Here is a 20,753-nt window from a genome sequence, read left to right as displayed (position 1 = left end):
CCTGCAAAGTGAATTTATGCGAAGAACACTTCAGAGCATCGATCTGAACCCGGATACAAAAGTGTCAACGGCAGTAGGTGAGACGTAAGCTTGGCGTTAACAGGCACACAAGAGAGACTGGTAAGACAGTAAATCAGGTGGTACCGCGGACTATACAGGTTCGTCCTGAAATATTTTCAGGACGGGCCTTTTTTCATTGGGAAAGAACTTGTTATGCTAAAGCGTAAGAGTCTTTCTGTGAAACCAGAATGCCTCGCCTGAATATGAATACAAGAACAAAAACCATAGAGAAGGAGATTGAAAATGTCAGACATGTATCGCACAAAGACAATGGATCAGATTTCTGAAAATGATATCGGATCTGAATTAAAGATTGCCGGCTGGGTGGAAAATATTCGTGACCATGGTGGCGTATCTTTTATTGATTTACGTGATATGTATGGAGTCATGCAGGTGGTTTTAAGAGATACAAGCCTCTTACATGACATCAGAAAAGAAGAATGTTTATCTGTGGAAGGTGTAATAGAGCACCGAGATGAGGAAACATACAATCCTAAGATTCCTACAGGAACCATTGAATTGGAAGCACATAAAATTGATATTTTAGGAAAGGTTTATACAGATCTTCCGTTTGAAATTGCGACATCTAAGGAAATCAGAGAAGATGTTCGTTTAAAATATCGTTATCTGGATATGAGAAACAAAAAGGTAAAAGATAATATTCTGTTCCGTTCCAAAGTGATTCGTTTCTTAAGAGAAAAGATGGAAGAACTTGGATTTGTGGAAATTCAGACACCAATTCTTTGTGCATCTTCTCCAGAGGGTGCTCGTGACTATGTGGTTCCATCAAGAAAATACAAAGGAAAATTCTATGCACTTCCTCAGGCACCACAGCAGTATAAGCAGCTTCTGATGGTATCTGGAATTGATAAATATTATCAGGTTGCACCATGCTTCCGTGATGAGGATGCCCGTGCAGACCGTTCTCCAGGAGAATTTTATCAGCTGGATTATGAAATGAGTTTTGCAACTCAGGAAGATGTATTTCAAGTTGGAGAAGAAGTACTGACTGCAGCATTTAAAGAATTTGCACCAGAAGGATTTGAAATTACAGAAGCACCATATCCGATTATCAGTTATAAACAGGCTATGCTGGAATATGGTACAGATAAACCAGATCTTAGAAATCCATTAAAGATCGTAGATGTTACAGAATTTTTCCAGAGATGTACTTTTAAGCCATTCCATGGTCAGACAGTTCGTGCCATCAATGTACACGCTAAACTGTCAAAGGGACAGCATGAGAAACTTCTGAAATTTGCTCAATCCATCGGTATGGGTGGTCTGGGATATTTAGAAGTGAAAGAAGAAATGAAGTACAAAGGACCAATCGATAAATTTATTCCAGATGATATGAAAATGGAACTGGCACAAATGGCAGGATTGGCAGAAGGCGATACTATTTTCTTCATTGCTGCACCTGAAAAAGCAGCATGTATTTTTGCAGGACAGATTCGTGATGAATTAGGAAAACGTCTGGATTTAATTGAAAAGAATGCTTATCGTTTCTGTTACATCAATGATTTCCCAATGTATGAAATTGATGAAGAAACAGGAAAACTTGGATTTACACATAATCCATTTTCAATGCCACAGGGTGGGCTGGAAGCATTAAATACAAAGAATCCACTGGATATTCTGGCTTATCAGTATGATATTGTATGTAACGGTGTTGAATTATCATCTGGAGCAGTTCGTAACCATGATATGGAAATCATGGAAAAAGCATTTGAAATTGCAGGATATGATAAAGAGACATTAAAAGATAAATTTGGAGCATTGTACAATGCATTCCAGTTTGGTGCACCACCTCATGCAGGAATGGCACCAGGAATCGATCGAATGATTATGCTGCTTCGTAACGAAGAAAATATTCGTGAAGTTATTGCATTTCCAATGAGCGGAACCGCACAGGATCTTATGTGTGGAGCCCCAAGTGAAATCACAGAACAGCAGTTAAGAGAAGTACACATTAAAGTAAGAGACTAAATACTACAAACCCACTTCTAAGCAACGGCTTCGGACCTTACAGTCCTGCAGATTGATTGCTTATGAAGTGGGTTTTTCGTTTAATATAGATGACGATAAATAGGAAGGCACCAGCCCCAAAATAATGTCCTTATCTGAGGATTATCAGCCATGTTTCCGGTTTTTCCGTTATCTTATACTGTTTGATGATCTGAAAATTACATTTTGTGCAGAGTTTTTTTACATATTCGTGATTTCTGGTATACATAATGATGGTTCCTTCTGGGCGCAGGAGTCGTTTTGCCATTGGAAAGAAATTTTTATAGATTTCGTAAATGTCGTTTTCACTTTTTTGTCCGGTTGCGTAAGGCATTTCTGTGAAGATTTCATCAAATGGATATTCATGGGCGAATGCAAAACAGTCTTTGTTGACATAATGAATGATCTGATCTGCCAGATTAGTATTGATAATGGCTTTTTCAATTGCTTCTGGAGAATGGTCAATTCCATAGGAAGTATTTCCTTTAATAACTTTCTGACGTTCGATCAGCATTGTGCCAACTCCGCAAAACGGATCCAGGATCTGGGCATCAGGCTTCATATAATCTTTCGCAAGCTGTACAAGAAGTGCTGCATTTACAGGTTTAATGCTTGTTGGAATATATTCTTTCCTGTAATCAAATCTATGATCATCTATGGTATATAATTTTAAAAATAAATAATAGTTTCCATCTTTTCTTTCAATCAGGCGGATTTCAAATTCATAATTTGAAGTAGAATTTATCAGTTTACGATGACTGTATTTTTCAATGGATGAAGCAATTTTCTGAGTAAAAATACTGCGATCCTTTAATGCCATTTTATTTTTTACGCCAAGACGAAAATAAAATGGGAAAGAACCATCATGGGATTTGAATAAAAAATCCAATAAACTGGAGGAAGCAATAGTTTTTCCAAGAACTTCAGGTTCTGGACCACATGATATCATGCCTGGTATCTGAAATAATAGTTCGTTCCAGGTACGGATATTCAATAAGTGCCGGATATTTTTTGTGGAAATACGGACTCCCAGTCTGGATGTTGAAGTTTCAGAGGTATTCATTTGTTTCTCTGTGATTTCAGGAAACAGTGAATTTGTACGAAACAGGCAGTGGAACGTATTTTTTCCGTCACGGAAAGAGTGAATCTGATCTTCGTTGGCAGAAAGAATCAGATCTGTTAGTGCATGAAGTTCCTTTTCCATATGTTTTTTATTTTCAGAGGTTGTTTCTGTTTCAGAAAGAGCTTGCAGATGCTCCTTTAATTGTGGAAGAAAAGGTGTAATATCCATATGCTGCATGGCACGGAGATAGGCTTCCTTAACAAATAAGGTCTTTTCTTTTTCGTAAGCCTGGAATAAGTTGTCTGCATAACTGGACAGATTAAGGTCACCAATCAGCAAGGCCGCATTTTTACGTGTTTTGGCATCATCATTTTGTAGAAAATGAGAAAGATCCAGACCATCTTTCAAAAGCCAGGATATGACCATTTCCTTGTTTGTGGAATCTTTTATTTCCTGACGTAACTGACTTAAGGTCTTACGTACTTCTATTTCATTTTTTAATCTTCGACATAAATTATAAATCATAGATAAATCCTTTCACTTTATAGACATAATATCTTATTAGGAGTATACCTTATTGAACCAGGTGCGTCCAGTCTGAAAGATTTGTCTGCTTTTTTTTCTCTGAGGTTTATGATACGATAAAAATAGAAATATAAATAGAAAATGATGAGAAAGGTTGGATGATATATGGCAATTGTAGGAGCATTTATGGTTCCGCATCCTCCATTGATTATACCTGAGGTTGGATGTGGAGAGCAGCAGAAAATAAGCGATACTGTGGCAGCATATAAAAAAGTAGCTGGGAAAATTGCAGCTTTAAAGCCTGAAACTATTGTGATTGCGACACCTCATTCTGTTATGTATGGTGATTATTTTCATATTTCACCAGGAACCGGTGCAGATGGGGATTTTGGACAGTTTCGTGCACCAGATGTGAAAATACATGTGGATTATGATGTTCCTTTTGTGCAGGAATTAAGCCTTGAGGCAGATGAACATGATTTTATGGCAGGAACACTGGGAGAGCGAGACAGAAGGCTGGATCATGCATTTATGATACCGCTGTACTTTATTAATCAGATATACAGTGGCTATAAAACTGTGAGAATTGGATTATCAGGATTATCCTTTGCAGAGCACTATCAGCTAGGTGAATATATAAAAGAAACAGCATTACGTTTGGGACGACGAACAGTGGTAATTGCCAGTGGAGATTTATCTCATAGATTAAAGGAAGACGGACCATATGGATTTGCAGAAGAGGGACCGGTTTATGATCAGAAAATCATGAAAATTATGGGAATGGCAGATTTTGGTGAACTGTTCGGGTTATCAGAAGAATTTTGTCAGAAAGCTGGGGAGTGCGGACAGAGAGCATTTTTGATTATGGCAGGTGCATTGGACCAGACAGCTGTGGATACAGAAAAATTATCCTATGAAGGACCGTTTGGTGTCGGATATGGAATCTGTGCATACCGTCCAAATGGTGACGATACAAACCGGAATTTCCGGGAAAAGTATATGGAATGTCAGCGGGAAAGACTGGAGAAACAAAAGCAGGAAGAGGATGAATTTGTTAAACTGGCAAGGAAATCTCTGGAAGAATATATGACTGGAAGAACACTTATTTCTGTTCCGGAAGGACTGCCAGATGAAATGATGGATCATAAAGCAGGAGTTTTTGTATCTTTAAAGAAAAACGGAAGACTGAGGGGCTGTATTGGAACCATTTGTTCTACAACTGATTCTATTGCGGAAGAAATCATACAAAATGCAGTGAGTGCAGGATACAAAGATCCAAGATTTCCAGAAGTTAGAGCGGATGAACTAAGTCAGATTGAATATAGTGTAGATGTTCTTGGAGAACCAGAGGAAATCACATCGAAAGAACAGCTGGATGTGAAGAAATATGGATTAATCTTAACAAAAGGTGTAAAACGAGGGTTACTGCTTCCAAACCTGGAAGGTATTGATACCATTGAACAGCAGATAGAGGTAACCAGACAAAAAGCAGGAATTGCAGAAGATGATGAAAATGTAAAAATGGAGCGATTTGAAGTCATAAGGCATAGGTGATTGTAATGATGGACATAAATATTACAGTGGCAGAAATGGAGGATCTGGATGAAATCATGGAGATGATGACTACTGCCAGAGATACAGTGGAGAACCCAGATTGGTTTGTGGAAGATAACAGGGAATATGTAAAAAGGCATTTAGGAGAAAATGGGATAACTTTAAAAGCCTGTGGACAAAATAAGATTATGGGTTTTCTCATTGTGGATATACCAGGTGAAGACGAGGAAAATCTGGGATTTGATCTAGGCTTTTCTAAAAAGGAAAGAGAATTAACAGTATTGATGGAGTCAGCTATTGTAAGACCTGAAGCAAGAGGAATGGGACTTCAAAGGAAATTACTTTATGAGGCAGAAAAGTGGCTTGAAGGAAGAATATACCGGTATGCTCTGGCAACAGTTCACCCGGAAAACCGCTACAGCAGAGGAAATCTGCTTGCTATGGGATATGAAGAAGCTATGGAAAAATTAAAATACGGAGGTCTTCCAAGAATTATCATGAGGAAACAGTTATTTGGGAAAGGAAGTGAAAATCAATGAAATTGAAAATACTGGAGAATGAGTTTGCTATATGCAAAATCAGGGACATAAATGAGATTGATTTTTCAGATGAATATTGTTTTATCGGGAAGACAGATGAAGAATTATCATTGGTTTGTTCAATAGATTGTTTACCAAATGACTGTCTGGAGTGTGACAAAGGCTGGAAGGGATTTCGAATAGAAGGAAAGCTGGATTTTTCACTGGTTGGAATATTGTCACAGATAACAGGAATTCTTGCAGAAGCACAAATTGGCATTTATGCAGTATCCACCTATAATACAGATTATATCTTTACCAAAGAAGAGCATTTTCAGAGGGCTTTGGAAATGCTAAAGTTATATGGATATAGTATAAATACAACCAAACCCGTTATTATCAGAGATACTTCTGCAGGGAACAGATCAACAGCATTAATTGAAAACCTCTTAAAAATATGGGAGAAATCTGTATGGGCAACCCATGCATTTTTATCAAAGGAGGATATCAGGGAATTAAAACCTTTCGTTTTAACCAGTCTGGAAGAAATTCCAAGACTATATATTCTGACAGACTCAAACGGAGTTAGCTTAGGATTTGCTGGAATGAAAGAAAATAAACTGGAAATGCTGTTTCTTGATCCAGATTGGAGAGGCTGTGGATATGGAAGACAGATGATGGAGTATCTGTTTTCCAATGATCACCTGACATTTGTTGATGTTAATGAACAAAATCCACTGGCAGCAGGTTTTTATCGCCATATGGGATTTGAAGAATACGACTGTAATGAATATGATGGACAGGGAAAAGAACGTCCGATTATAAAAATGAAAATTCAGGAAGATAAGACGAGGTGATTCTTATGCAGAAAAAATATGATGTTATTTTAATTGGAGCAGGTCCTTCTGCTATATTTTGTGCTTATGAATTGGTGAAAAACCGTCCGGGAATTAAAATCCTGATGATTGAAAAAGGAAGAAGAATTGAACAGAGAAAATGTCCGAAACGAGATACAAAAGTGTGCGTCAGCTGTAAACCTTGTTCCATAACAACAGGATTTGCAGGAGCAGGAGCGTTTTCTGATGGGAAATTATCATTATCGCCAGATGTAGGAGGAAATCTTCCGGAAATACTGGGATACGACAAAACCGTTGAACTTTTGAAAGAGTCTGATGATATCTATTTGAAATTTGGTGCAGATACAAAAGTATATGGAATTGATGAAGAGGAAGAAATAGCTAGAATACGAAAAAAAGCCATTCGGGCAAATCTTAAGCTGATTGAATGTCCAATCCGTCATCTGGGAACAGAAGAGGGGTATAAGATTTATTCCCGACTTCAGCATCATTTGCAGGAACAGGGCGTTGAAATGGAATTTAATACAATGGTGCGGGATATCATGATTGAAGAGGGACAGGCAAAAGCTGTTATTACAGATCAGGATGAGATATATTATGCCAACGAAATCGTTGCCGCTGTTGGACGAGAAGGTTCTGAATGGTTAAGTGATATCTGCAGAAAATATAATATTGAAACTCAGGTAGGAACAGTTGACGTAGGTGTTCGTGTTGAAGTTCGGGATGAAATTATGGAGGAACTAAACAGAAGCCTTTACGAAGCAAAGCTTGTGTACTACACACCGACATTTGATGATAAAGTCAGGGTATTTTGCAGTAATCCGTCAGGTGAAGTGGCAACAGAGTATTATGAAAATGGACTTGCAGTTGTAAATGGACATGCATATAAGGCAGAATCCTATAAGACGAAAAATACCAATTTTGCTTTGCTGGTTTCTAAAAATTTTACCAAGCCGTTTAAAGAACCGATTCAGTATGGAAAACATATTGCCCAGTTGTCTAATATGCTATGTGATGGAAAAATTCTTGTGCAGCGTTTTGGAGATTTTGTAAGAGGAAGAAGAACGACAGAAGAGCGGTTGGTTCGAAATAATATAACTCCAACTTTGAAAGATGCAGTACCAGGGGATTTATCACTGGTTTTTCCGTATCGAATTATGAAAGATATTGAAGAAATGATATATGCACTGGATCAGGTTACTCCGGGAATGGCCAGTGATGAAACATTGCTTTATGGAGTAGAAGTTAAATTTTACTCCAATAAAATTTTGGTGAATGACGATTTTGAAACAAATATTCAAGGATTACGGGCTATTGGTGATGGGGCTTCAGTCACGAGAGGACTGCAACAGGCATCTGCCAATGGTTTAAGTGTAGCTAAGAGCATTTTGAAAAAGATGAATTAAAAAAGAGGCCTGTGCCTCTTTTTTAAATAAGTTTAAAATATTTACAAGCAAGATAAATACCATCTTGATCAACAGGTGTTGTGATATATTTGCTGACAGACTTTGCCTCCTTGGAACCTTGTCCTAAACAAATGGAAAGATCTGCGTTTTCAAGCATTTCCAGATCGTTGTTGGAATCTCCAAAAGCAATATAGGACGAATAACCATAGTAATCCATCAATTCAGAAATTCCAGAGTATTTGTTTGCACCGACTTTCACAATATCTGCATAGGCAGACTGTCCGGGAAAAACATCGATTCCATCAATGGAAAAATATTCTTTGTAATCATATCCTTTTGGAGCATAGACCATCAATCCGTAAATATCCTGGTCGTTATATGTTCCCAAAGGAGGAATGGTTTGGTTCAGAAAACGCTGGGTCTCTTCCACATATTCCAATTGGTCATTCAGAAGATAAAAATTATGTTCTTCTTCAAAAAGTAAATTAAAGTTGTTTTGTTGTGTAACCTGGATACATTGTTCAATGGACTTTGAAGTCATTGCATGAAGGGAAACAGGTTCCTTTTTGTTGTTGTAAACAGCAAGTCCGTTACAGCAGATATATCCATCCCAGGAAATTGTTGAGAAAAATTTCGGATTTTCCGGGTGGAAAAGAGGACGTCCTGTAGCAATACAGATGAGATGATCACGTTTTTGTAATTCTTCCAGTGTGGTTAAAGTGCTGTCAGGTATCTGACCTGTTGCAGGGTCTACTAAAGTTCCATCTACATCAAAAAAAATAAGTTTCTTTGTCATGATTTCCTCTTTTCATAAAATGCTTTATTGGCTTTTTTTCCAGCATCGATTAATCGTTCCAGTTCTTCTTCAGGACAGAGGAAAGATCCTAAAGGATACGGTGTTTTTGTGTAGAGACCGTGGAAATCTGTTCCTCCAGTCATAAACAAATCATGTTCCTTACATAAAGCACGAATCTGATCCATTGTTTTTTTATCATTTCTTGGGTGATTGATTTCTATACCGTCAATCATATTTTCTTCTATCATCATTTCCATCAGCATTGGATTTTTGTATTGACCGGGATGTGCCAGTACTACAACACCTCCGCAGGATCGGATTAATTCAACGGCTTCTTTGGCGTCCATATATTTATTAGGAAATTTGTAAGGACTTCCAGAATGGAATAGTTCGTTGTGCAATTCACCAATGGGAGTTGCTGTGTATCCCATCAGAGATAAAACCTGCATAATATGAGTATAATATATACCGGTACTTTGTCTAGATGCTTCGTAGAGCTGGTCCATTGTGACAGGGTATTTGTCCATCAGAGCTTTGTAGGAACGTGTAACTGAATCAGAAAATGCGGATAAATCTTTGTTCAAATGTTTTTGAAGACGTTTTGTGTCTACTGGATAATAGCAAAGAAGATGGACATTAATAGATGTTTCTTTGTGATTGGCAGGTATTTCCACTGCAGGAATTGTATGTAAATCAAGTTCTTTTCCAAGCTCTATGGCAACAGGAATAGAATGTGTAGATGAATGATCCGCAATGGCAATATAATCCAGACCAATTCGTTTTGCATAGCGAAGCAGTGAATCCAGATCCATGGCTCCATCAGACAGGACAGTGTGACAATGTAAATCAGCTTTCATATGAATCCTCCAATAACTTTTTTGAATTAAGCTAAGTATAGCATAAAATTACAGCTTATTCGAGTTTTCTTAAAACTTTCAAAAGGTTTGATAGAGACTCGCGGAGTATTTCAAGGTCTTCTTCTGAGAGAGAATTTAATTTATTGGCAAGGAAATCTTTGATTAGTCCTTTTTCCTGTTTTATGACGTCATAGCCTTGGTCTGTAAGACGAATGTAAACTTTTTTACGGTTGGATTCATTGTGAAAACGGGCTACATACCCTTGTTTTACCAAAGGAGCTACTGCACGGGTTGCCTGTTCTTTGGATGATGCAATATAGGATGCAATTTCGGACATATTTACGCTTCCCTTGGCAGACAAAGTGTATAAAATAAACAGTTGTGTTTTTGTAAATTGTGTATCATGTAAGACAACAGTATTCATTAAAATACGTTGGCAGATTGGAAATATTTCAAAAAGTGCAGAAATATCTTTCATAATAGTGTATCCTCCATTTTTCATATCTTTTCTATTATAGCATGTTGTTGCTAAAGGTCAATATTTGACAAAAATCAAATATTCATGTAGAATGTTTGTTGATAAATATCAAATAAAACAGTTAGGAGGAAGCAGAATGGAAACAGAAAGAATGGAACAATATATGAAAAATCAGGCAAACATCTGCCGAGAAAACTGTGAAATTGATAAAAATTTATTTACTGAACTTGGAGTTAAGAGAGGACTTCGAGATGTAGATGGAGTGGGGGTCCTGGCAGGGCTTACCAATATTTCATGCATTCAGTCAAATAAAGTTGTCAACGGGAAGAAAGTACCTTGTCAGGGAAAATTATTTTATAGAGGATATGACATAAATGATCTTGTCAGGGGATTTCTAAAGGGCGAAAGATATGGTTTTGAGGAAGTAACATATCTGCTGTTGTTTGGAACGTTGCCCGATGAGAAGCAATTGGAAGAGTTCAGGCAGGTACTTGCAGGTAGCATGACTTTGCCGAAAAATTTTACACGAGACGTTATATTAAAAGCACCAAGTAAAGATATAATGAATTCAATGACCAAGAGTATTTTAACGCTTGCATCCTATGATGATAAAGCATCTGATATTTCTATGGAAAATGTATTGCGTCAATGTCTGATGCTGATCAGTGTATTTCCAATGCTTGCGGTCTATGGATATCAGGCCTACAATCATTATGAAAATGATGACAGCCTTTACATTCACCGGCCAGATGGAAATTGTACTATGGCTGAGAATATTTTGCGAATGCTTCGTCCGGATAAAAAATATACGGAACTGGAAGCAAAAGTATTAGATATTGCATTAGTGCTTCATATGGAGCATGGAGGAGGAAATAATTCTACCTTTACCACTCATGTGATAACCTCTGCCGGATCAGATACCTACTCTGTTATTGCAGCAGCATTGTCTTCACTAAAAGGACCAAAGCATGGAGGCGCTAATATTAAAGTTGTGGAAATGATGCAGGATCTGAGACAGAATGTAAACGATATTACAGATGAAAATCAGGTACGGGAATATTTAAAAAAGCTGTTGCATAAAGAAGTATTTGATAAAAAAGGATTGATTTATGGTATGGGACATGCTGTTTATAGTATTTCAGATCCAAGAGCACAGATTTTTAAAGGGTTTGTAGAAAAACTGGCAGTGGAAAAAGGAAGGGAAAAAGACTTTAAACTTTATTCCATGATTGAACAGCTGGCACCGGAAGTGATTGCAGAAGAAAGAAAAATCTATAAAGGGGTAAGTGCCAATGTAGATTTTTATAGTGGATTTGTTTATAGTATGCTGGATATTCCATTAGAACTGTTTACGCCAATTTTTGCTATGGCAAGAATCGTAGGATGGAGTGCCCATCGTTTAGAAGAACTAACAAATGTGGACAAGATTATCCGGCCTGCATATCAGAGTGTATTACAGAACAAAGAGTATACAGAGTTAGAAAACCGGTAGTATTATATAATTTTTATAATAAAAAAGTGGATTGTCAATTTTGACAGTCCACTTTTTAGATATGATATATCAGATGAGGGATGACTCCCGCCTCTGTAGGCGGTGAGCAACAATTATGTATCAGTGGCGGGTTTCAATCCCCCATCTGATATACGCTCCGCGCCAAGACTCGCGAGCGAGTCTTGAATTTGAGGTGTATTTATGCTTCGACATTTGCCCGATTGCGAATCTTTGCGGCAGCCTTTTCTTTTTCGATAATAGGCTGGAAACGTTCGACTTCCTGAGCAATTTCTTTACTCATAATCAGCATACAGATTAAGTTTGGAATTGCCATTAATGCATTCATGATATCAGATAAGTTCCAAACAAGCTCAAGAGTCTGTGTAGCACCTACGTAAACAATCAGAGAGAAAAATACACGGTAAATGATGTTATATTTGTGACTCTGGAATAAATATTCAAAAGCCTTTTCGCCATGGTATTCCCAGCCAAGAATGGTAGAAAATGCAAATAAAATAATACCGATACCTACCAGATATTTTCCAAGAGGTCCAAGTACACTTGAGAATGCTGCCATGGTAAGCTGTACACCTTCCAGTGCGGCACCAGTACCGTCAACAGTTCCAAGTACACCGGAAGAAGCAATTGCAAGACCTGTAATACTACATACTACAATGGTATCGAAAAAAGTACCGGTCATATTAATATATCCCTGACGAACCGGATCATCTGTTGTTGCAGCTGCTGCAGTAATAGCTGCAGAACCTAAACCGGCTTCGTTGGAGAATACTCCACGGGCAACACCATAACGAACAGAATTCATAACAGTGACAGTAATGACACCAACAACACCACCACCTACGGCCTGTGGATGGAAAGCCATAATAAAGATCTGAGCCAGACCAGCTGGAAGATTGGTTATGTTCATGATAATAACAATTAATCCGGCAATTACGTAGAAAATAGCCATTCCAGGAACAACAACAGAAGAAATTCTGGAAATACTTGTAATACCACCTAAAATAATAACTAAAGCTAATATTGTAATTATGATTCCTGTAATGTTAGTAGAAATACCAAAGATTTCTTTTACAGAACCGGAAATTGAGTTTGCCTGTGTCATGTTACCAATTCCAAAAGAAGCAAGGACGGTAAATAAGGCAAATAAAAATCCAAGAATTTTTCCAAAGGTTTTATTCTTCAGTCCATTGCGCATGGTATACATAGGACCACCAGACATTTCACCTTTTTCATTTACTGTTCTGTATTTAATTGCCAGCATACATTCACTGAATTTTGATGTCAATCCAAAACATGCGGAAATCCACATCCATACCAACGCACCAGGACCACCTGCAAACATGGCAGTTGCAACACCGATAATGTTACCGGTACCAATGGTTGCTGCCAAAGCAGTCATTAAGGCTGAAAAAGGAGAAACGTCACCGCTTCCTCTTTTTGTGGTACGTGCTTCTTTACTAAGAACGCTATGTAATGCGTATCCAAGATTTCGCCATGCAGCAAAGCGGGTTCGAATGGTTAAAAAGATTCCAGTTCCAACTAAAAGAACCAGCATAACAGGTCCCCAGACAAAACTGTCAATCTGTTGGACGATTAAATTCAAAGTATCCATATAAATTCCCTCCGTGATAATAATTTTTAAAAGAAAAAGCGTAAAAAGAAACAAGGATAAGACCCCTTTGTCTTTTTACGCTTTAAATTGGTTTTTATTCTACGCCCTTCATTTCTAATTGTCAATAAGAAAATTATAAGATATACAAAATTTTCTTTATATAATTTTATTTTTTCTTTAGAAAAGTTTATAGGAAGTAAATTGAATAAGGACAGGAATCGGGTATAATAAAAACATAGTTTTTCATATATTTTTAATCCTCTCTTTTCATAAAAGCAAAAGTCCCATCGGAAAACGGTGGGACTTTTTGACGTTTTCTTGGTTACATATAATTGTAATGAAGGAATAAATTTTTTATAATTACATGGAGATAGATATTTAATAGACAAAAAAATTAATATACAACTAATTTATGGAGATTAACTATATGAAGAAAGTAAGAATTACTGTTATGAAAATAGCCTGTTATACAGATCTAATGGAAAAATATGAAAATCCAATGGAACATGCCTGTGACATGAAAGAGGGACAGGTATTTATTGCCGATGGATGGCAGAAACCAGAGGGCTTTTGCGATAGTGCATGGGATAGTATCTCAGCATTTGTTATGACGCTTGCTCATGGTGGAGAGAATTTTTATGATGGCTGGATGAAGAATAAAAAGTCTGCAATGATATCCTGTAATGATGGGTTTCGACCAGTTAGCTTTTTGCTGGAAACTATAGATGAATAGGTACCAGTAACACAGGCATATCTGAACAGAGTATATCACATGTCTGGCACGAGAAGATAATATACAAGCATAATTTATATTTATTGCAACCTCTACCTTTATATTGACATATGTAAATATAATGATATAATGACAAATAGATAAACATGAATATGAGGTGATAATGTGATACAGAAACAAATTGCTAATATGTTTAAGGCTCTAGGAGACGAAAATAGAATACAGATTATTGAACTGTTAATGGGCAGTGAACGATGTGCCTGTAATCTGCTTGATGAGATGAAAATCAGCCAACCAACACTTTCTCATCATATGAAGATACTTTGTGATTCTGGTGTTGTGGAGTGCTGGAAGGAAGGCAGGTGGACACACTATAGGATAGCAGATGATGGTATTTCACAACTGATTGAGTACCTTGCAAAAATCAAAGGAAAGAAATCAATCCAAAACGAAAAGTCGTGCTGTAAAGAATAATATAGCCTTTATGGTGCGATTGCATTTGAAATACAAATCGATATATTTAAATATGCATATAATTAAATGTATAAGGAGAAGATGAAATGATAAAGAGTATCTGGTCTTTTTTTCAAGATGATATTCTTGGAATGGAATGGTTAAAGGGGCTGATTGAGCTTGGTCTTAATCAGTTGGGACTGAATACAAATGAGAAAATAGGTGGTTCTATTCATTTTTTTATTTATGACTGTATTAAAATTATGGTTTTGCTTGGAATGTTGATTTTTATAATCTCATATATTCAAAGCTATTTTCCACCAGAGAGAACAAAAAAGATTATAGGGAGATTTCATGGAATATGGGCAAATATAGCTGCTGCATTACTTGGAACAGTAACTCCATTTTGCTCCTGCTCATCAATTCCGCTTTTTATGGGCTTTACAAGTGCAGGACTGCCATTAGGAGTTACTTTTTCTTTTTTAATATCTTCTCCAATGGTGGATTTAGGCTCTCTTGTTCTTTTAATGAGTATTTTTGGAGCAAAGGTAGCAATTGTATATGTAATCGTTGGACTTGTCATTGCAGTTACCGGAGGCACTTTAATTGAGCGGCTGCATTTGAAAAGTCAAGTAGAAGAATTTATTCGTAATGGACATTCTATAGATGTTCCGCAGGAAAAATTAATAAAGAGGGATAGAGTGAAATTTGCATGGAATCAAGTATTAGATACCGTCAAAAAGGTTACTCCTTATGTATTGATTGGTGTGCTGATTGGTGCATTTATTCATAACTGGATACCAGAGGATATTATTGTAAGATTTTTAGGAACAGGTAATCCATTGGGTGTCATTATTGCAACAGTTGCAGGTGTTCCTATGTATGCAGATATTTTTGGATGTATTCCGATTGCAGAAGCTTTACTTGCAAAAGGAGCCAGGCTGGGTGTTGTGTTGTCGTTTATGATGGGGGTTACAACACTCTCACTGCCATCTATGATTATGCTGAAAAAAGCAGTAAAACCGAAACTAATTGGAATATTTATTGCAATTTGTACAGTGGGAATTATCCTTGTAGGCTATTTCTTTAATTTAATACAAGGAATTTTAATATGAAATTAAACGGAGGATTTTAAGATGGGTTTATTTAGATCAGAAAAGAAAAAAGAGGAAGAAACAAAAGCGACACTAACCAGCTTAAAGGTACTTGGTTTTGGATGTAAATCATGCCACGCTTTGCTTGAAAATACAAAAGCTGCTGTATCAGCTATGCAGCTTAATATGGAAGTGGAGTATATCACAGATATGGAAACAATTATGTCTTATGGTGTTATGTCTATGCCTGCACTGATTGTAAACGATAAAGTAGCTTCCATGGGGAAAGTGTTAAAGGCTAATGATGTGGAAAAACTGCTTCATAAGTTAGGATATTAGGTCATGCTGTGATTGGAAAGGTGGTAACTAATACGAGAGGATGGTTAAAAATGAATAATAAACAAAAGGTGGCTTTTATCTGTACACATAATTCCTGCAGAAGTCAGATAGCAGAGGCTTTAGGTAATTACTATCTGGGAGATTATTTTGAGTTCTATTCTGCAGGAACAGAGATAAAATCGGAAATTAATCAAGATGCCGTACGCATTATGAAAGAAACATATGGGATTGATATGGAACAGAACGGACAATACAATAAACTTATTTCAGACATACCCGAACCTGATATCGCAATTTCCATGGGATGCGGAGTAAGATGTCCTTTTATTGGAAGACCATTTGATGATGATTGGGGATTACCTGATCCGACAGGACAAGATGATGAAACATTTTTTCAGGTAATACAGCAGATAGAGAAAAATATAAAAAAATTAGTTGAATGACAAAGCAACATGAATTGTTTAATGTTTGAAAATATCTGGAATGATTTTATATTTTGTTTAGAAAAGTTTACAGGGAGTAAATTGAATCGGGAGAAGAATCAGGTATAATAAAGACATAGTTTTTCATATATATCAGATGAGGGATGACTCCCGCCTCTGTAGGCGGTGAGCAACAATTATGTATCAGTGGCGGGTTTCAATCCCCCATCTGATATACGCTCCGCGAGTCTTTAATTTTAATCCTCTCTTTTCATAAAAGTAAAAGTCCCATCGGAAAACGGTGGGGCTTTTTGATGTTCTACATATTTTTTACGGCATATTTTTCTAAAATGTGTAAAAGTTTATAAAGGAGCATGGCAATCAGACATAGAATGATAATTGACATCATAACCCAATCCATTTTAAATACCTGACTTCCATAAATAATTAGATAGCCCAGTCCGGCTCGGGCGGCTAAAAATTCTCCAATAATGACACCAACTAAAGATAATCCAATACTGACTTTCATAAGACTTATAAACAAAGGTATACAGCTCGGGATAACAGCCAATCGAAGACAGTCTGTTTTAGTTCCGCCTAAAGTTCGGATAAGCATAAGCCGTTGGGGATCAACCTTCATAAAGCCATTGTATAAATTCAGGATACTGCCAAATACTGCAATGGAAATAGAGGTAATAATAATGGTTTTCATATTATTTCCCAGCCATACGATTAATATGGGAGCAAGGGCAGATTTCGGAAGACTGTTTAAAACTACCAGATAAGGTTCTAGAATATCTGCAAGGATTTGAAACCACCATAGAAGAATGGCAAAGGCAAGGGTCAGAAACATAATGAGAAAAAAACTAATCATGGTTTCCAGTAAAGTTATACCAACATGGAAAAAGATACTGTGATCTTTTGTCATGGAATAAAAGCATTGAATAATCCGGCTGGGGCTGCTGAAAATAAAACCGTTTAGATAACCTTCATCCACAGAAAATTCCCACAGAAAAAGAAACAGTAGCAAAAGTGATATCTGGGTAACAAGAACCCAGTATTTTTCCTTTTGTATTTTTTGAATATACAATTGTTGTTCCCTTGATATTTCAGGTTTCATTGATTTCACTCCATAACAAATTAAAATAATCTTTAAACTCTACAGAATTTCTGGCATTCTGCGGGGTTTTTTCTTTACAGGAAAGTTTAATCGGAACAATTGCCTTAATTGTTCCAGGTCTTTTGGAGAGAACGATAACACGATCTGACATACTGATTGCTTCTGACAGGTCATGAGTTACTAACAGGGCGGTTTTTTTCTCCTTTTTTAGTATACAGGCGATATCATTGGAAACATTTAAACGTGTCTGATAGTCAAGAGCAGAAAATGGTTCATCAAGTAAAAGAAGATTGGGAGACAGTGCCAGCGTTCTTATAAGTGCAGCACGCTGACGCATTCCTCCGGATAACTGACTTGGATAGGAATTACGAAAATCATTGAGCCCATAGGCCGATAGCAGTCCGTCTACCTTCTCCAGAATATCTGGATTATGAATTTTCTGTATTTTTAATCCAAGAATGACATTTTCATAAATTGTTTTCCATGGAAGAAGCTGATCTTGCTGAAGCATATATCCAACCTTCTCTTTAGAGATAGTCAAAGGATAGCCATTAATAAAAATTTCTCCTGTTTTTAAAGGAAGGAGTCTGGCAATCAAATGCAAAAGTGTTGATTTGCCACATCCGCTTGGACCAACAACAGATACAAATTCTCCGGATTCTATTTGAAAGGAAACGTCAAGAAGAGCAAGTGTTTCCTGCTGCAAAGAGTGATATGCGTAAGAAACGTGATTTACTGATAGAGCAGTGGCCATGGCATTCTCCAAAAAGTTATCATAAGATAGTTTATGTAAATAAATAGAAAATGTGAAAGAGGTATATCAGATGTGAGCTGATTCCTGAGTGAGTCACGAACTTTCAATTGTTTCAATTGTGAGACTTTTGTATAATTGAAGGAAAAGGTAATAGAATAAAAGGAGGAATTTAATATGTTATCCTTTGAAAGTGATTATACAGAAGGAGCTCATGAGAAAATATTAGAACGTTTTGTGGAAACAAATATGGAACAGGTATCCGGATATGGAAGTGATCCATATTGTGAAAGTGCAAAAAAAAAGATTCAAGAATTATGTGAATGTCCTGAAGCGGATATTTTTTTTATGGTAGGCGGGACCCAGACTAATGAAATAGTAATTGATAGTCTTTTAAAGCCCTATGAAGGTGTGATTTCGGCAAAGACAGGACATATAAACGTTCATGAGGCTGGAGCTATTGAATATACAGGACATAAAGTGTTAGAAATACCGGAATATAATGGGAAGATAAAAGCAGAAGATTTAAAATCTTATTTGAGTATGTTCTGGAATGATGAGAATCATGAACATATGGTATTTCCAGGGATGGTATACATTTCTCATCCAACAGAATATGGTACATTGTATACCGCAGATGAATTGAAAGCTATTTCAGGAATTTGTCGTGAATATAAGATTCCGCTTTATTTAGATGGAGCTCGGCTTGGATATGGACTAATGAGCAGTGAAACCGATGTAACATTGCCAATGATTGCACAATTATGTGATGTTTTCTATATTGGAGGAACAAAAGTAGGTGCTTTATGTGGAGAAGCAGTGGTCTTTACAAAAAATAATACACCACAGTATTTTATGACTATTGTAAAACAGCATGGAGCTCTGCTGGCAAAAGGAAGACTTCTTGGGGTTCAGTTTGATACATTGTTTACAGATGATCTTTATTTTAAAATCAGCAGACATGCTATTGACATGGCAGAGTTATTAAAGAAAGGGTTTGCAGACAGAGGTTATACATTTTATTTGAATTCACCAACCAATCAGCAATTTATTATTCTGGATAATAAAGAAATGAAAAAGCTTCAGGAAAAGATAAAATTCAGTTTTTGGGAAAAGCAGGATGATAATCATACAGTTGTACGTTTTGCAACAAGCTGGGCAACAAAGAAAGAAAATATTGAGGAATTGTTTGATATAATAGATTAGCAAAAGTAGTCGGTAAAAGGAGTTTTCACTATGAAATATGAAAGAATGACAGAAGGGAAATTTATCAGCCGTCCAAATCGATTTATTGCAATAGTGGAAATTGACGGGAAAGAAGAAAAGGCCCATGTAAAGAATACTGGAAGATGCAGGGAGCTGCTGGTTCCGGGGACGAAAATATTTCTGCAGGAGCATGATAATCCCAATCGGAAAACCCGTTTTTCGTTAATTGGAGTCATGAAGGGGAACAGAATGGTTAATATGGATTCTCAGGCACCCAATCAGGTGGTTGGAGAATGGCTTATGGATGGAGGAATCTATAAAAGTCCTGATCTTGTAAAGGCAGAACAGAAATATGGGAATTCCCGTTTTGATTTTTATTTGGAAGGTGATGGGAAGAAAGCTTATCTGGAAGTGAAAGGGGTAACACTTGAGGAAGAGGGGGTGGCTCGATTTCCGGATGCACCCACAGAGAGAGGAATTAAGCATATAGAAGAGCTGATGAAAGCCAAAGAAGAAGGGTATGATGCCTATATTGTATTTGTGATCCAGATGAAAGGTGTACATGTTTTTGAACCAAATGATCGTACTCATAAAGCCTTTGGTGATACATTGCGGAGGGCAGAAAAAGCAGGTGTTCATATTCTTGCCATGGATTGTCAGGTGGAAGAAGATCAGCTGGTCATTGACCAGCCGGTCCCGATCTGTTTAGAATCACAGACCGTCAATCATGGCATGTAAGTTTTCAAAATCTAAAATTTCAATCTGGTTTCGACCATGAATCTGAATGATATTTTGTTCCTGCATGGAAGATAAAGTTCGGGAAAGAGATGGTCTTGTGACATTTAAATATGCCGACAGTTCATTGCGGTTCATGGATAAATCAACAAAGGGATTTCCGTTGCTGACTTCCATAAGATAGCGGGCAATCCGCTGTTCCAGATCCCCGCAGGTCAGCAATTCAAGACGCTGTTGTTTCTGCTGGTTTTCCAAAGCAAAAATATGGAGCATGTTATAAATAATTTTACTGTGGTGTTCACAGCTTTTTTCACAGGTCTGGAAAAAGAAATTTTTATTTGCGGTTAATATCTGGCAGGGTTCGGTTGTTCGAACGGAATATTCAAAGGTATTTTTGTCAAGAAAAAGGTCTTCCTGAGCAAATAATTCCCCCGGCATGCGGTATTCAATATTCATTGGTTTTCCCATATAATTAAATTGTTCCAGGATGACTTTCCCTTTTAAAATTAAATAGATGACTTTTGGCTGATCTTCTGGAGATATAATTTCTTCATTTTTTTCAAAAGCCAGCAGCTTTGCACTGGAACAATGAAGAACTCGCTGAATCTCATCTGTATTTAGATTTTGGAATAACAGAGTATCTTTTATTTCCAT

21 protein-coding genes and 1 other annotated feature (1 of these 22 running past the window's edge) are annotated in these 20,753 nt (G+C 36.9%); of the genes, 13 read left to right on the top strand and 8 right to left on the bottom strand.

Annotated features, from left to right (window positions below):
* Positions 1-171 (top strand) — a binding site (T-box leader) (it extends 66 nt beyond the left edge of the window).
* 132 nt (positions 172-303) lie between these two features.
* Positions 304-2,049: an aspartate--tRNA ligase gene (gene aspS, locus BHF70_RS05180; protein WP_075759268.1), complete on the top strand. Its 1,746-nt coding sequence runs from the start codon at positions 304-306 to the stop codon at positions 2,047-2,049.
* Positions 2,050-2,179: 130 nt separating this feature from the next.
* On the opposite strand, the gene BHF70_RS05175 is transcribed toward aspS, so the two are convergent.
* Positions 2,180-3,655 (bottom strand): TRM11 family SAM-dependent methyltransferase, encoded by a 1,476-nt coding sequence (locus BHF70_RS05175; RefSeq protein ID WP_075759267.1) that lies wholly within the window; start codon positions 3,653-3,655, stop codon positions 2,180-2,182.
* 165 nt (positions 3,656-3,820) lie between these two features.
* On the opposite strand from BHF70_RS05175, the gene amrA reads away from it, so the two are divergent.
* The 4 genes from amrA to BHF70_RS05155 are packed head-to-tail and all read left to right on the top strand — an operon-like array spanning position 3,821 to position 7,990.
* Complete coding sequence (gene amrA, locus BHF70_RS05170; protein WP_075759266.1) at positions 3,821-5,209, top strand: AmmeMemoRadiSam system protein A; 1,389 nt, start codon at positions 3,821-3,823, stop codon at positions 5,207-5,209.
* Between the two features lie 5 nt (positions 5,210-5,214).
* A complete protein-coding gene (locus tag BHF70_RS05165) occupies positions 5,215-5,748 on the top strand; it encodes a GNAT family N-acetyltransferase (protein ID WP_075759265.1) in 534 nt (177 codons plus the stop codon).
* A complete protein-coding gene (locus BHF70_RS12850; protein WP_075759264.1) occupies positions 5,745-6,584 on the top strand; it encodes a GNAT family N-acetyltransferase in 840 nt (279 codons plus the stop codon). Before BHF70_RS05165 ends, BHF70_RS12850 begins: the two co-directional genes overlap by 4 nt.
* Before the next feature lie 5 nt (positions 6,585-6,589).
* Entirely contained in the window at positions 6,590-7,990 is a 1,401-nt protein-coding gene (locus BHF70_RS05155; protein WP_075760530.1) for an NAD(P)/FAD-dependent oxidoreductase, read from the top strand.
* A gap of 22 nt (positions 7,991-8,012) precedes the next feature.
* Here BHF70_RS05155 and BHF70_RS05150 read toward each other — a convergent pair whose 3' ends face one another.
* From BHF70_RS05150 to BHF70_RS05140, 3 genes are read right to left on the bottom strand one after another with little or no spacing between them, the layout of a single operon-like run.
* Entirely contained in the window at positions 8,013-8,786 is a 774-nt protein-coding gene (locus BHF70_RS05150; RefSeq protein ID WP_075759263.1) for a Cof-type HAD-IIB family hydrolase, read from the bottom strand.
* The gene (locus BHF70_RS05145) at positions 8,783-9,643 is read right to left on the bottom strand and encodes a PHP domain-containing protein (RefSeq protein ID WP_075759262.1); all 861 of its coding nucleotides are present in this window, start codon (positions 9,641-9,643) and stop codon (positions 8,783-8,785) included. Before BHF70_RS05145 ends, BHF70_RS05150 begins: the two co-directional genes overlap by 4 nt.
* A gap of 55 nt (positions 9,644-9,698) precedes the next feature.
* Positions 9,699-10,121: a MarR family winged helix-turn-helix transcriptional regulator gene (locus BHF70_RS05140; protein WP_075759261.1), complete on the bottom strand. Its 423-nt coding sequence runs from the start codon at positions 10,119-10,121 to the stop codon at positions 9,699-9,701.
* Positions 10,122-10,257: 136 nt separating this feature from the next.
* Between BHF70_RS05140 and BHF70_RS05135 the strand changes: the two genes are divergently transcribed.
* Complete coding sequence (locus tag BHF70_RS05135; RefSeq protein WP_075759260.1) at positions 10,258-11,613, top strand: citrate/2-methylcitrate synthase; 1,356 nt, start codon at positions 10,258-10,260, stop codon at positions 11,611-11,613.
* Positions 11,614-11,812: 199 nt separating this feature from the next.
* On the opposite strand, the gene BHF70_RS05130 is transcribed toward BHF70_RS05135, so the two are convergent.
* Positions 11,813-13,246, bottom strand: a complete 1,434-nt coding sequence (locus tag BHF70_RS05130) for an alanine/glycine:cation symporter family protein (protein ID WP_075759259.1) — start codon at positions 13,244-13,246, stop codon at positions 11,813-11,815.
* Positions 13,247-13,673: 427 nt separating this feature from the next.
* On the opposite strand from BHF70_RS05130, the gene BHF70_RS05125 reads away from it, so the two are divergent.
* The 5 genes from BHF70_RS05125 (at position 13,674) to BHF70_RS05105 (ending at position 16,308) form a co-directional block, all read left to right on the top strand.
* Positions 13,674-13,979, top strand: coding sequence for a TIGR04076 family protein (locus tag BHF70_RS05125; protein ID WP_075759258.1), 306 nt, complete (start codon positions 13,674-13,676; stop codon positions 13,977-13,979).
* 165 nt (positions 13,980-14,144) lie between these two features.
* A complete protein-coding gene (locus BHF70_RS05120; RefSeq protein WP_075759257.1) occupies positions 14,145-14,453 on the top strand; it encodes an ArsR/SmtB family transcription factor in 309 nt (102 codons plus the stop codon).
* An 86-nt stretch (positions 14,454-14,539) separates the two neighbouring features.
* Entirely contained in the window at positions 14,540-15,547 is a 1,008-nt protein-coding gene (locus tag BHF70_RS05115; protein ID WP_075759256.1) for a permease, read from the top strand.
* Between the two features lie 21 nt (positions 15,548-15,568).
* Positions 15,569-15,865, top strand: coding sequence for a thioredoxin family protein (locus BHF70_RS05110; RefSeq protein ID WP_075759255.1), 297 nt, complete (start codon positions 15,569-15,571; stop codon positions 15,863-15,865).
* A 50-nt stretch (positions 15,866-15,915) separates the two neighbouring features.
* Positions 15,916-16,308 (top strand): arsenate reductase ArsC, encoded by a 393-nt coding sequence (locus BHF70_RS05105; protein ID WP_075759254.1) that lies wholly within the window; start codon positions 15,916-15,918, stop codon positions 16,306-16,308.
* 298 nt (positions 16,309-16,606) lie between these two features.
* On the opposite strand, the gene BHF70_RS05100 is transcribed toward BHF70_RS05105, so the two are convergent.
* Positions 16,607-17,407: an ABC transporter permease gene (locus tag BHF70_RS05100; protein WP_075759253.1), complete on the bottom strand. Its 801-nt coding sequence runs from the start codon at positions 17,405-17,407 to the stop codon at positions 16,607-16,609.
* The gene (locus BHF70_RS05095; protein ID WP_075759252.1) at positions 17,397-18,161 is read right to left on the bottom strand and encodes an ABC transporter ATP-binding protein; all 765 of its coding nucleotides are present in this window, start codon (positions 18,159-18,161) and stop codon (positions 17,397-17,399) included. Before BHF70_RS05095 ends, BHF70_RS05100 begins: the two co-directional genes overlap by 11 nt.
* Positions 18,162-18,335: 174 nt before the next feature.
* Here BHF70_RS05095 and BHF70_RS05090 point away from each other — a divergent pair, with 174 nt between their 5' ends.
* Positions 18,336-19,364 carry a threonine aldolase family protein gene (locus BHF70_RS05090; protein WP_075759251.1) on the top strand — a complete coding sequence of 343 codons (1,029 nt, stop codon included), beginning with the start codon at positions 18,336-18,338 and terminating at the stop codon, positions 19,362-19,364.
* A gap of 30 nt (positions 19,365-19,394) precedes the next feature.
* Positions 19,395-20,102, top strand: coding sequence for a DNA/RNA nuclease SfsA (gene sfsA, locus BHF70_RS05085; RefSeq protein WP_075759250.1), 708 nt, complete (start codon positions 19,395-19,397; stop codon positions 20,100-20,102).
* Here sfsA and BHF70_RS05080 read toward each other — a convergent pair.
* Complete coding sequence (locus BHF70_RS05080) at positions 20,076-20,753, bottom strand: Crp/Fnr family transcriptional regulator (RefSeq protein WP_075759249.1); 678 nt, start codon at positions 20,751-20,753, stop codon at positions 20,076-20,078. The two genes, sfsA and BHF70_RS05080, sit on opposite strands and share 27 nt — an antisense overlap.

Origin of the sequence: Anaerostipes sp. 494a (genome assembly GCF_001940315.1) — a bacterium.
GTDB lineage: Bacteria > Bacillota > Clostridia > Lachnospirales > Lachnospiraceae > Anaerostipes > Anaerostipes faecalis.
The sequence above is the reverse complement of the archived record's forward strand: the minus strand, read 5'-3'. Positions and strand labels throughout refer to the sequence as shown.